General features: G+C 69.1%; 12 protein-coding genes. 7 read left to right on the top strand and 5 right to left on the bottom strand.

Annotated features, from left to right (window positions below; all coding sequences use genetic code 11):
* Positions 1 to 316 precede the first annotated feature (316 nt).
* The 3 genes from PWS46_RS00410 to PWS46_RS00400 all read left to right on the top strand — a co-directional run bounded on the left by PWS46_RS00410 (position 317) and on the right by PWS46_RS00400 (position 4365).
* Positions 317 to 1477 (top strand): porin, encoded by a 1161-nt coding sequence (locus PWS46_RS00410; protein ID WP_434616566.1) that lies wholly within the window; start codon positions 317 to 319, stop codon positions 1475 to 1477.
* A 353-nt stretch (positions 1478 to 1830) separates the two neighbouring features.
* Positions 1831 to 2925, top strand: a complete 1095-nt coding sequence (locus PWS46_RS00405; RefSeq protein WP_434616563.1) for a porin — start codon at positions 1831 to 1833, stop codon at positions 2923 to 2925.
* 351 nt (positions 2926 to 3276) lie between these two features.
* A complete protein-coding gene (locus PWS46_RS00400; RefSeq protein ID WP_434616560.1) occupies positions 3277 to 4365 on the top strand; it encodes a porin in 1089 nt (362 codons plus the stop codon).
* 76 nt (positions 4366 to 4441) lie between these two features.
* On the opposite strand, the gene PWS46_RS00395 is transcribed toward PWS46_RS00400, so the two are convergent.
* On the bottom strand, positions 4442 to 5029 hold the full coding sequence (locus PWS46_RS00395) for a hypothetical protein (protein WP_434616557.1): 588 nt from the start codon (positions 5027 to 5029) through the stop codon (positions 4442 to 4444).
* Positions 5030 to 5188: 159 nt separating this feature from the next.
* Between PWS46_RS00395 and PWS46_RS00390 the strand changes: the two genes are divergently transcribed.
* Entirely contained in the window at positions 5189 to 5932 is a 744-nt protein-coding gene (locus PWS46_RS00390; RefSeq protein WP_434616554.1) for a YggS family pyridoxal phosphate-dependent enzyme, read from the top strand.
* Positions 5933 to 5961: 29 nt separating this feature from the next.
* Here the strand turns inward: PWS46_RS00390 and PWS46_RS00385 are convergent, their stop codons facing one another.
* The 3 genes from PWS46_RS00385 to ribA all read right to left on the bottom strand — a co-directional run bounded on the left by PWS46_RS00385 (position 5962) and on the right by ribA (position 8962).
* A complete protein-coding gene (locus PWS46_RS00385; protein ID WP_434616551.1) occupies positions 5962 to 6519 on the bottom strand; it encodes a L,D-transpeptidase family protein in 558 nt (185 codons plus the stop codon).
* Entirely contained in the window at positions 6516 to 7484 is a 969-nt protein-coding gene (locus PWS46_RS00380) for a hypothetical protein (protein WP_434616548.1), read from the bottom strand. The genes PWS46_RS00385 and PWS46_RS00380 overlap by 4 nt, the downstream gene beginning before the upstream one ends.
* 215 nt (positions 7485 to 7699) lie before the next feature.
* Positions 7700 to 8962, bottom strand: coding sequence for a GTP cyclohydrolase II (gene ribA / locus PWS46_RS00375; RefSeq protein ID WP_434620029.1), 1263 nt, complete (start codon positions 8960 to 8962; stop codon positions 7700 to 7702).
* Positions 8963 to 9255: 293 nt separating this feature from the next.
* Here ribA and PWS46_RS00370 point away from each other — a divergent pair, with 293 nt between their 5' ends.
* Positions 9256 to 9786 (top strand): glycosyl transferase, encoded by a 531-nt coding sequence (locus PWS46_RS00370; protein WP_434616545.1) that lies wholly within the window; start codon positions 9256 to 9258, stop codon positions 9784 to 9786.
* 137 nt (positions 9787 to 9923) lie between these two features.
* Entirely contained in the window at positions 9924 to 10628 is a 705-nt protein-coding gene (locus PWS46_RS00365; protein WP_434616542.1) for a response regulator transcription factor, read from the top strand.
* A 9-nt stretch (positions 10629 to 10637) separates the two neighbouring features.
* Here the strand turns inward: PWS46_RS00365 and PWS46_RS00360 are convergent, their stop codons facing one another.
* Positions 10638 to 11429 carry a hypothetical protein gene (locus tag PWS46_RS00360; protein ID WP_434616539.1) on the bottom strand — a complete coding sequence of 264 codons (792 nt, stop codon included), beginning with the start codon at positions 11427 to 11429 and terminating at the stop codon, positions 10638 to 10640.
* A 259-nt stretch (positions 11430 to 11688) separates the two neighbouring features.
* Between PWS46_RS00360 and PWS46_RS00355 the strand changes: the two genes are divergently transcribed.
* Positions 11689 to 12576, top strand: coding sequence for an MBL fold metallo-hydrolase (locus PWS46_RS00355; protein ID WP_434616536.1), 888 nt, complete (start codon positions 11689 to 11691; stop codon positions 12574 to 12576).
* Positions 12577 to 12702: the final 126 nt, after the last annotated feature.

Raw genomic sequence — 12702 nt, 5'->3', positions numbered from 1 at the left:
GAAATGGGGTTGCCGCGCGCGAGTCACGCGCGGAATGCCGGTGAACAGACCATAAGTGGACGGCCCCACGCAACAGCGGAAGCGTCTTTGCCCCGCCTCGCGACAACAGGGCGACAACAGGCGGGGTCTGCCGGCTTCGACTGTGGCGGGGCGGACAGGGGGGCCTTCTTAGTGTGCTCCGTGCGACACACTGTCCCCCCAATGCAGCAATCGGGGAGATTTGCCGCTTGCTGGCAAGGGCCGGGGTGCGTACGAAAGTCTCAGCCAGGACGTCAACCAGGCTGAAACATCTGCTGCCAGGATGGAGGCAACAATCATGAACCGTTATCTGCTGGCCGGCGCTGCCGCCGCCGCTCTCGCCCTCGGCGCTGGCGCCGCCAATGCCCAGGCCAAGTTCGAAGTCAAGGTCGGCGGCGACGCCTACTTCGAAGCCGGCTACGTCGATCAGGATCGCGACTCCGGCCTGCGTTCGACCGAATTCCGCAACCGCATGCGCATCAACATCATCCCGTCCGCCAAGGCCGACAACGGCCTGGAGTACGGTGCCCGCATGCGCATCCGCGCCAACTCCGGCGCCAACAACGCCCGTACCACCGACGCTGACCGCGCTTACATCTTCGCGCAGGGCACCTTCGGTCAGGTCCGCATGGGCGTGACCAACTCGTTCAACGACGAGACCTACGTTTCGGCCCCGACCGACTACCTGCCGCTGGCGCTGGTCGATCAGGTCCAGAACTACTTCGGCCCGAACACCAACATCGGTGGCAACGGCCCGGCCGCGACCGTTACCGGCAACAGCATCATTTGGCCGTCGCTGAACCCGGACGGCAACTCGACCAAGATCGTTTACTTCTCCCCGCGTTTCGCCGGTCTGCAGCTGGGCGCCAGCTACACCCCGCGTAACGACAGCTCGGGCACGGACGTCAACCGCACTAAGCCGGTCGGCACCTTCGCTGGCGGCGGCAACGGCACCTACACCGACATGGTCGAAGTCGGCGCGAACTACAACAACACCTTCGGCGGCGTGACCGTCAAGGGCAGCGCCGGCTACTTCTGGGGCCAGGCCGTCGACAACGTCGCCGGTTCGAACTACAAGGACCTGAACGCCTGGCAGGTTGGCGCCAGCGTCGGCTACGCCGGCTTCGCCGTCGGCGGCAGCTACACCGACTTCGGCAAGTCGGGCCTGAACGACCGTACCGGCCTGTTCACCGAGAACACCCGCAACTGGGTTGTCGGCGCTCAGTACACCACCGGCCCGATCGTCGTCGGCGCCAACTACAAGAACGGCAAGGACGCCGGCTCGGTTGCCATCTCCGGCGATCGCGAGCTGCAGGTCTACGAAATCGGCGTCGGCTACACCGTCGCTCCGGGCCTGACCCTGCAGGCTCAGTACGACTACTTCAAGCTGGATGCCGAGACCGCGGCCCTCAGCGACAAGGGCAACGTCGTGCTGGTCCGTTCGATCCTGGCGTTCTAATCGGTCCTCCGATCAAACGTCCGGAAACGGAAAGAGAGGGCGGTGGCTTCGGCCACCGCTCTTTTTTTGTGCCCAAACCTGTGCCCGCGGCGCGGGCAGAACGCCCAAAAGCTGGGCCGCACATGCGCCAAAAAAGCGGCAAATCCAATTTCTTCTTTCTTTTCAGCGAGTTACCTGTGTGCTTTTCCCGCAACTGTGTTGCGGATGCGTGAAGGCACGTCAGTTTCCCCCTTGTCGGGCCAAACAACTCGCGATTAAGTCATACGCATAAGGTCCCTGACCCGACGGTCACGGCCGAAAGCACAACCGCCGCTCCCGGTCAAACGGGGCGTATGCACAAGGATGGACAATCCATGAAGCGCTCTCTCGTCATCGGCTGTGCAGCCGTCGCCCTCGCCGCCGGCTGCGGCACCGCCTCGGCCCAGTCCAAGTTCGACGTCCTGCTGGGCGGCGATGCCTTCTTCCAGGGCGCCTATGTCGACCAGGACAACGACAACGGCCTGCGCAAGACCGAGTTCGCCAACCGCTTCCGTCTGACCGTCACCCCGACGGCCAAGGCCGACAACGGTCTGGAATACGGCGCCCGCCTGCGTCTGCGTGCCAGCAACGGCACCAACAACGCCCGCAGCACCGACTACGACCGCGCCTACATCTTCGTGAACGGCACCTTCGGTTCGGTGCAGGCCGGCGTGACCAACGGCCCGTCGGACGACTCGGGCGTCATCGGCCCGAACGTCGACGGCATCTCGGGCAGCCCGGACGGCTTCTACGGCCTCTACTACGGCGTCACCTCGCTGCCGTACGTGACGGGTTCGCTGCGCACGCTCGAGTCGGGCGACGCCAGCACCAAGATCGTCTACTCGACCCCGAGCTTCGCCGGCTTCAAGCTGTCGGCCGCCTACACCCCGACCTACGGCAGCAGCGGCACCGACGTGAACCGCCGCAAGAACGTCACCTACAACGACATGGGTGAAATCCAGGCCTACTATAAGGGCGCCTTCAGCGGCGTCGGCCTGGAAGCCAGCGTCGCCTACCAGTTCGCCCAGGCCCCGACCGGCTTCGAAGACCTGTCGTCGATCCACACCGGCGCCACCATCTCCTACGGCGCCTTCGCCCTCGGCGGCAGCTATGCCTTCAGCGGCGACAGCGGCTATGCCAAGGGCCATCGCGGCGTCGACGACAACCAGGTCTGGCTGGTCGGTGCCCAGTACACCCTGGGTCCGGTGATCCTGGCCGCCACCTACACCGACGCCAAGGGCGCCAATGTCGGCACCGGTGCCGCCACCGCCGCCGACTATGCCCGCGCCCACATCTATCAGGCCGGCGTGACCTACACCGTCGCCCCCGGCCTGACCACGGGCCTGGAGTACAGCTACGTCGACAACAAGTCGGGCGGCGTCAACAACGATGCCAACATCGTTCTGTGGGACACCCGCTTCGCTTTCTAAGAAGCAGGCTCCTGGCAGCAGACGCGAAGGCGGCGGAGAAATCCGCCGCCTCTTTTTTTGTCCTGCCGGCCTGCCGGACCGCCACCCGAACCCTCGCCAAAAGGGTTACCCCTTTAGGGTCAAAGACAGCGAGTCGCTTTACAAGCAAATCCAAGCAATTCGCCAAATACTTAGTATATGAATTTACATGATCCGGGAGTGCGTGTTTTTCCCGCCACTGTCCTTGGGATGCGGGGACTTCCCCCATCGCCGCCACTTGTCGGTCGCCGGGGGACGGGATTAAGTCTTGGAGCACAAGACACCGCTCGCGCCCCGCTTCCCATTGGGCGCATGCATCCAGGATGACACTCCATGAAGCGCTCTCTCGTCATCGGCTGTGCAGCCGTCGCCCTCGCCGCCGGCTGCGGCACCGCCTCGGCCCAGGCCAAGTTCGATATCCTGTTGGGTGGCGACGCCTGGTTCCAGGGCGCCTATGTCGACCAGGACAATGACACCGGGCTGCGCCAGACCGAGTTCGCCAACCGCTTCCGCCTCAACATCACGCCGACGGCCAAGGCCGACAACGGCCTGGAATACGGCGCCCGCCTGCGCCTGCGCGCCTCCGGCGGCACCGCCAACAACCGCAGCACCGACAGCGACCGCGCCTACATCTTCGTGAATGGCGGCTTCGGCACGGTGCAGGCCGGCGTGATCAACGGCCTGTCGGACGAATACGGCATCATCGGCCCGAACGTCGAAGGCATCGAGGGCTCGCCCGACGCCCAGTTCCTGAACTACTACGTGAACGCCACCGGCGCCCCCTATGTGCTGGGCAGCCTGCGCACGCTGGAGTCGGGCGACGCCAGCACCAAGATCGTCTACCTGACGCCGAGCGTCGCCGGGTTCCAGGTCGGCGCCGCCTACACCCCGGTGTACGGCAGCAGCAACACCGACGTGAACCGCCGCAAGAACACCACCGCCTATCGCGACATGGGCGAGGTCCAGGCCACCTACAAGGGCGCGTTCGGCGGTTTCGGCGTGGAGGCGAGCGCCGCCTACCAGTTCGCCAAGGCGGCCAGCGGGCTGGAGGATCTGTCCTCGGTCCATGTCGGCGCCAATGTGTCCTATGCCGACTTCAAGATCGGCGGCAGCTACGCCTTCAGCGGCGACAGCGGCTATGCCACCGGCACCCGCGGCGTGGACGATCAGCAGCTGTGGATCGTCGGCGCCAACTACACGCTGGGTCCGGTCATCCTGGCCGCAACCTACACCGACGCCAAGGGCATCGACGGCAACTTCGCCGGCCTGAACTCCCGCGCCCATGTCTGGCAGGCCGGCGTGACCTACACCGTGGCGCCGGGCCTGACCACGGGTCTGGAATACAGCTATCTCGACAACAAGGTCGGCGGCGTGAAGAACGACGCCAACATCGTCCTGTGGGATACCCGCTTCGCTTTCTGAGCGCGCGCGATCCCGGACGGCACGAACGCGAAAGGCGGCGGAGAAATCCGCCGCCTTTTCGTTGTTCCGAACCGCCTTATTTCTTCGGGGCGGATTTTGGCTGGTCGGCCTTGGCGTCCTTGGCCGCGGTGTCGCACATCATGAACAGCACCGACGACTCCAGCGGCGTCCAGACCAGCAGGTAGCGCTCCTTGTTGCGGTCGGCGAGGAAGGCGAGGGTTTCCGGATCGGTCACCGACTTGGGATGGATTTCCCCCAGCAGGTAGCCGAGCCGGCCGTAATTCGCCATCGTCCCCTGGAAGATATAATCGAGCCGTTCCTGATCGTCCTTCGCGATTTCCCAGCCGAACTGCTCCTGCCGCACACAGCGGCGGCCGTATTCGTCCAGAATCCTGTCCATGAAGCTGCGATAGGTGCCGTCGTCCGTCAGCGGAAAGGCCGGCTCGCTGAAGCGCACCTTGGTCATCGGCGAGCCGAGCATCAGCTTGGCCTTGCCGTTCTTGGCGCCGGGCTTCGCTTTGGCATCAGCCTTGGCGGCCGGCTTCCCATGGTCTTCGGCGTGGGCGGGGGTGGCGACGGACCAGACGGCGAGCGCGGCGGCAAGGAGGCCGGCGGGGGCCGCCGACGTCAGGACGGAGAGCAGGGAACGAAACGGACTCCGCATGCGGAGGTCTCCTCGATGTGCAAAAACGATGACGATCCCCCGCACCGGCGATCCGGACGCAAAGGGCATGGTCGCTTGGGGCGCTTGCGTTTCCGCGAACCGTCCGCTAACACGCCGCGGAAGCGCTGTACACCCGCAGCGACCGGATTGGGGGCGGCCATGACGACGACGCAGGGCACTGGCAGAGATACGCAAACCGGCGCCGAAGCAGGCGGTTCCGCCGGCGCGGACAGCGTGGCGGCACGGCTCGACTCGGTGCGACGCGCCATCGCGGAAACCGCATCGGCCTGCGGGCGCGGCGACGGTTCGGTGACCTTGGTCGCCGTGTCGAAGACCCATCCGGCCGAAGCGGTGGAGGAGGCGCTCGCCACGGGCCAGCGCGTGTTCGGCGAGAACCGGGTGCAGGAGGCCAAGGCCAAGTTCCCGGCGCTGAAGGAGCGCTTTCCGGAGCTGGAGCTGCACCTGATCGGTCCGCTGCAGACCAACAAGGTCCGGGAAGCCGTCGCCCTGTTCGACGTGATCCAGACGCTGGACCGCCCGAAGCTGGCGGAGGCGCTGGCGGAGGAAATGGCGAAATCCGGCCGCCGTCCGCGCTGCCTGATCGAGGTCAACACCGGCGAGGAACCGCAGAAGGCCGGCATCGCCCCGGCGGAGGTGGAGGCCTTCCTGGCCGACTGCCGCGACCGGCTGGGGCTGCCCGTCACCGGGCTGATGTGCATTCCGCCGGTGGACGAGGAGCCGGCGATGCATTTCGCCCTGCTGGCGGAGATGGCCCGCCGGCTGGGGCTGTCGGAAATCAGCATGGGCATGAGCGGCGATTACGAGACCGCCGTCCGCTTCGGCGCCACCCATGTGCGGGTCGGCACGGCGATTTTCGGAGCACGCCCCTACCCTGCCCAATAATCGGCCCGGCCCAGTAACCAGCGGCGTCATCAGGCGGGTGGGCCAGCGACGCTCAGCGCGCTTCCCGGCCCGCAGTCCTTCAGCAGGCGCAGCATGTCGTCGGGCGCCAGCGCGACGCAGCCGGCGGTCGGCGCCCGGTCCGGGCGGACGAGGTGCAGGAACACGGCGCTGCCCATCCCCGGCACCACCGGGTCGTCATTGTGCCCCATCACCACCACGACGTCGTAGACGTGATCGTCCCGCCACATCTCCTCGTGGCTGGCGGGATAGGGCCGGATGACCGGACGGTTGTAGGCGGGGTCCTCCGGCGCGTCGCACCAGCCGTCATGCTCGGCGATGGGCTGGAGCGGCAGCCCGGTCTCCGGCGGAGCCAGCCGGTCGGCACGCCACAGCACGCGGCGCAGCGGGAAACGGCCGACGGGGGTGGCGCCGTCGCCCTCCCGCTTGTCGGCACGGACGCCGCCGCGGCCCAGCACACAGGGCACCTCCCCGCCCGGCCAGCGCAGCCGGCCGGTGGTGACCGGCCCGCCGTCATTGCCGCCATCTTTGCCGCCGTCATCCGGCGTCACCGTGATCTCGATGCTCATCCCGACACCCGCGTGGTGCTGCTCGCGGCACCCTGCGCCGCCTTGCGCGACTGCTCATACTTGGCGAGGTTGCGCATCATCGTCTCCGACAGCATGTCCGGCGGAACCGGAGTCGGCCCGGCCGCCGGGGCTGCTTCGGCTGGCTGGGCGGCCGCCTGCCCGGCGGCGGTCTGGGGCTGGCCGCCGCCATTGCCATTAACCGCCGCCGCACCGGCGGCGCGCGCATTCGCCGTCACCGCTCCGGGGATCGTCGCGGCATAGCGCGGCGCGCTGTGCTTCGCCAGAGCGGAGCTGGCCAGCGGCGTGTCGCGCGCCGGCATCTTGCTGGGATGGGGAACCGCCCCGGCCGCGAGCTGTGCGGTCAGGACCGGCGAGGCATCCGCGGATTTGGCGGCGGAGGTGGCGGCCGCAAGCCGGACCGGCTGCCCGGCCGCCGGCTGCTGCGCCGACCCGAGATCGGCGGGCTTGGCGGCGGCCAGCGCGGCGGCAAGCCCGCCGGCGGCAGACTGCTGCGCCTGCTGTGGCTGCGCGGGCGGCTCCGCGGGGGAGCCGGACGCCGCCGGCCCCCCCGAGGCGTCCGCGACGGCGGTGGAGGCGGTGGGATGGTCACCGTCCCCAAAGCCGAGCGAGGCCATGACCGTCTCGCCGACATCCTGACCCGTCGCCTGCTCGACCACCGCGTTGGCGATGGAGGCCATGCCGCCGATCACACCGCCATACAGCATGTCGCCCATGATCCGCATGGACGGCTGGATGGTGTCGCCGGTGATCTCGCGATAGATGGTGCTGACGATCGGGATGTGCTGCAGCGGGTTGATGATGTCCAGGAAGTCCCAGAAGGACATCTCGCCCTGGATTTCCACCGGGCCGCCGTTGTGGCCGTCGCTGATGACCGGCGACGCCTTTTCGCGCGGCGCCGGACGCTGGACGGCGCTGCTGTCGATGGTGGTGGCGTCGATGGCCATGGGCGGTCTCCCGGCTCGGTGGTCACGACAGATACAGCAAGCGGCGTGCCAAGCCGGGGCGACCGATCCTACCCGGATTCGATCGATTCGGGAGGATCCGGACGCTCATCACCCGGAATCCGATTCCCACCGCAGTTCGGTCGGCAAGAACTGCCGGGCCGGCGCGGCGATTCCTGCCTTGCCCCGCTTCAGCTTCCCGAAACGCGGCGGCAGGGTCAGAACATGTGGCCGCTGCGTTCCGCCTTGGTGCGGAGATAGGCCTCGTTGTGGCCGTTGGCCGGGAAGATGTGGGCCACCCGCTCCACCACCGCGATGCCGCAGCGGGCGAGCTGGCGCAGCTTCTCCGGGTTGTTGGTCATCAGCCGCACGGACTCGAAGCCAAGCTGCCGCAGCATCTCCGCCGCCGGCAGATAGACGCGCTCGTCCGCCTCGAAGCCGAGGATCTCGTTGGCGTCCACCGTGTCGAAGCCGCGGTCCTGGATGCGGTAGGCGCGCAGCTTGTTGACCAGCCCGATGCCGCGGCCCTCCTGCGCCAGATACAGCAGCACGCCGCTGCCCTGCCGGGCGATCTCGGCAATGGCGCCGCGCAGCTGGTCGCCGCAGTCGCAGCGCAGCGACCCCAGCAGGTCCCCGGTGAAGCATTCCGAATGCAGGCGGGCCAGCACCGGTTGCTGCGGATCGGGATCGCCGATGACGATGGCCAGATGCTCCGGCCCGCCGTCGGCAGGGCGGAAGGCGTAGATGCGCGTGTTTTCCGACCCGACCAACGGCACCCGCGCGTCGGCGACGCGGCGCAGCGTCCGCACCACATGCACCCGGTAATCGGCAACGTCCGATGCACGCACCAGCAGCAGGTCATGCTCCGCCGCCCACTCCTTGGCGCTCGTCGGGGCGCTCTTCCGGGGCGACGACGGCAGGTCGGCGGTGATGGCGGCGGGCAGCAGGCGGGCCAGCCGGGCGAGGTCCACCGCCGCGGCCTCGCGGCTGCCGGGGCAGGCCTCGACGGCGGCCAGGCCGGGCGGCAGCGCATCCTGGGCCTGCGGATGCTGTTCGGGATCGGCGAGCGCATGGGCCTGGTCGGCGGTCAGCCCGCCGGGCCGGTCGAGCGTCATGGCGCCGAACGCCTCCGCCGCGGCGCCTGGCGCCTGATCGTCGGTGATGTCGCTGACCGGCTGCGCCGCCTCGGCGTCGGCCAGCCCCAGAACCACGGCGCGGCGACGGGTGACCACCAGCCGCGGGGTGCCGCCGGTCAGCGCCTTCAGCCGCTCCACGGCGTCGAGCGCCACCGACTCCACCGACACCGCGGCGCCGACCGTGCCGTCGGCGGTCTCGATCGCCACCACCTCGCCCCGGCGCAGGGCGGCCAGCGCCCGGTCGACGGCGCGCACGGCGGCCTCGTCGATGGGCGCCGCCGCGACGGCTGCCGCGGGGGTGGACAGGGTGACCGTGGTGGTGGCGGAGGTGCGTTCGGCTTGCATCGTCAGCGGCTTTGCGTAGCGGGTGCGCCGGATGGGGCGCGTAAAACGGGACATGGTGCGTTCGGCGGGCGAAGCAAAGCGCAGGTGGCGCGCCCCTGTCCAGCAATTCCCGCGCGCCACACCGTTGCCGGGGACACAACGATCCGGCTAGCCTGCCCGGCGCGGGGACCATCCCGCGCCGCAGGCCGGCCCGCCGACCGAGCGGAGCCGGCACCTTCTACGGCCCGCCCCGCCGCCTTGACCATGGGCGCCGGGATGGCCGCCGCAGCCCTTCAACCGGGAGCCTTTCCCCCGTGACCACCCGTTCGACATCCCCCGATCCGACCGCACCCGTGCATCTGGTGATGCCGGCCGATCTCGCTGCCGATACCCTCGCCGACGCCTATGCCCGCCGCATGGCCGAGGCGTTGCGCGCCGCCGGGGCCGGCATCATGCTGCACGCCCTGCCCGGCCCGCACCCGCGGGTCGATCCGTCGGCGATCCTGGCCGCCGACGTCGCGCTGTCGCGGCTGCCCGACGGCGCGCCGGTCCTACTGGACGGCAACGCCCTGCCCAACCTCGCCGCCAGCCTGCCGGCCGACAGCCGCCGCCTGCGCTTCACCGCGCTGGTCGAACGCCTGCACTGGACCGAGCCGGGTCTGACCACCGAGGAGGCCGCGGTGCGCCGCAATCTGGAACAGGGGGCGCTGGCCCTGATGCGCCATGTCGCGGTGCCGGACGAGACCGTCGCCGCCGCCTTGCGGGACCTCGGCTTGCGGCCCGAGCGGATCGTCCTTGCCGCCGCGGACGCCGATGGGGCGGCGGCGCTGCTGGCGGTGCTGTAGAAGACCCCTCTGGATAGCCCGTCCTCTTCGCCACAAGCCATCACGACAATCCACCGGCGCCATGCTACTAAGGCGCCGCCCCCGGCCCTGACGGCGGCGGCCCCCGATTCCCGACTTCCGACTTCGTGCCGCGGACCATGACCATCGCAAAGCACATCCTCCTGGTCGACGACGACACCGCCCTGCGCCAGTCGCTGGCCGAACAGCTTCGCCTGCTGGAGGAGCTGGAGACGGAGGAGGCCGGCGACGGCGCCGGCGCGCTGAATGCGGTCCGCAAGGCGAGCGAGACGGGAACCGGCTTCTCCGCCATCCTGCTCGACGTCGGACTGCCGGACATGGACGGGCGCGACGTCTGCAAGCTGCTGCGGCGCGAAGGGGTGCGCTGCCCCATCATCATGTTGACGGCGTCGGCCAGCGATGCCGACACCATCCTGGGGTTGGAATCCGGCGCCAGCGACTATGTGACCAAGCCCTTCCGCCTGGGGGTGCTGATCGCCCGGCTGCGCGCCCAGCTGCGGCAGTTCGAGCAGACGGAGGACGCGGTCTTCGCCATCGGCCCCTACAGCTTCCGCCCCGGCGCCAAGCTGCTGCTGGAGGAGGCCACCAACCGCAAGATCCGCCTGACCGAGAAGGAAACGGCGATCCTGAAATACCTGTACCGGGCCGGCGATCTGGTGGTCGGTCGCGAAACCCTGCTGGGCGAGGTCTGGGGCTACAACGCGGCGGTCACCACCCACACGCTGGAGACCCACGTCTACCGCCTGCGCCAGAAGATCGAGGCCGATCCGTCCAACGCCCGCATCCTGGTGACGGAACCCGGCGGCTACCGGCTGGTGCCCTGAGCCGCCAGATCAGCGCCGGCCGACCGAGGCCAGTTCGCGGCGGCTGCCCCGTTCGGCGATGGTGACCTCGCCGGCGAAGCCAAGCCAGCGGTGACGCCCGCCCGACTGCGGTCCACCCATTTTCGGCCCGCCCGAAAGCTTGCCCAGCCGGGCCGCGCCCAGGCCACAGGCCGAAGGCCCGACCCACAGGCCGCGCCCCCGCGGCACCACCGGCAGCAGCCGCAGCTTGCGGCCGACGATGGCCATCCGGCGGCGCCAGTGCCCGACGTCGTGCGGCGACACGCCGACACGCCGGGCGATCTCGCGGTCGGACAGCAGCGCGCTGCCGGGGTCCTGCAGCAGGTCCAGCACGGCGCGGCGCTTGTCGCTGTCGGCATGGCGGGAGTGCTTGCGCTCCAGCGCCTTGCCCATGTCCCACAGCTTTTCCGCCGTTTCGCGCGCCAGAGTGCGCCAGCGGTCGGCCTCCTCGCGCTGGCGGTCGGCATCGCCCGCCGCCTTGTCCAGTTGCCGCCGCAGGGTGGCGAGTTCCAGTTCCAGGTCCTTCACCTGCCGCCGCAGGCCGCGGACAAGTTCGTCCGGCGGCGGCGGCGGGGCCGGCGCACCGGCGGGTTCGGCAGGCTGGGCGGCAGGCGGCGGCTCGGCCGCGGGCGGTGCCGGATTGCGGGCGCGCTCCGCCAGATCGCGGAAGGACAGGCCGGCACGGGACAGCATGATGCGGGCGGCGCGCAGGGCGGACAGCGCCTCGCCCTGATGCTCCGACTCGGCCATGGCGAGGACTTTGGCGAGCTTGTCAGGATCCATCCGCGTCGGGTTCCGCCGGAGCCGGTCCCCACCCGCGCGGGGACCCTTGGGAAATCATCGAGTCAGGCCGCGCAATGCGCGACGAGCCCCAACCTACCACATCTTATGGGTTTGGACAGATGCCCTTCGTAGGGTGACGACTCGTGACACGGCCCGTTCGGAAGTCTTGTCCCCCGACCCGAGGGATCTGCCCGGAAGAGATGCGCGGGGGAGAGATTTGCTAGACTTGGGCAAGCGGGGCCGCCACGATGGCGCCGTCATGACCGTTCGTTCGACCACCGATCCCGCGCGACCGCCCTCTCCTGAAGAGTCCGGCGGCGGGTCCTCCTTCACCGTGCGCTTCTGGGGCGTGCGCGGCAGCATCGCGGCGCCCGGCCCGGCCACCGTGCGCTATGGCGGCAACACCGCCTGCATCGAGGTGCGCTGCGGCGGCGCCCACATCGTCTTCGACTGTGGCACCGGCATCCGGCCGCTGGGCGAGTCGCTGGCGCGCGACGGCGGGCCGGTCGACATCGACCTGCTGCTGACCCACAGCCATCTCGACCATATCAGCGGCCTGCCCTTCTTCGCGCCGGCTTTCGATCCGGCCAGCCGGCTGCGGCTGTGGTCCGGGCATCTGCCGCCGGAGCGGCCCTTCCGCACCGTGCTGGCCGACATGATGACGGCCCCGCTGTTCCCGGTGCCGGTCGAGATCTTCCGGGCCGACTGCCAATACCGCGATTTCCAGGCTGGCCAGACGCTGGAACTGGCGCCGGATGTCGTGGTGCGCACCTGCCGCCTGAACCATCCCGACGGCGCCACCGGCTACCGGGTGGAGCATGGCGGCCGCAGCCTTTGCGTCCTGACCGACACCGAACATCCGGCCGAAGGGCGCGATCCGGTGATCCTGGACCTGCTGCGCGGTGCCGACGTGATGGTGTATGACAGCACCTACACCGACGCCGAATACCCGACGCGCGTCGGCTGGGGCCATTCGACCTGGCAGGAATGCCTGCGGCTGGCCGAGGCCGCCGGAGTCGGCCGCGCGGTGATCTTCCACCACGACCCGGCCCGCACCGACGACGCGCTGGACGCCATCGCGGCGGAGGCGGCGGCGATGCGCCCCGGATCGCTGGTGGCCTATGAAGGGATGGAGCTGTCCCTGTAGGATCGGCGCCGTCCGCACCGGTTGAATCCCGAACAATCGGTTCCACTGAGCAAAAGCGCTTGTGCGTGTTCATTACGCCACAGGTTGCTTTGTCACACTGGTCTCCTGTGACAATCTTGGTATTAG

Source organism: Azospirillum sp. B2RO_4 (assembly GCF_051124815.1).
GTDB lineage: Bacteria > Pseudomonadota > Alphaproteobacteria > Azospirillales > Azospirillaceae > Azospirillum.
Note: the sequence above shows the minus strand (reverse complement) of the source record. Positions and strands in the feature narration are given on the sequence as shown.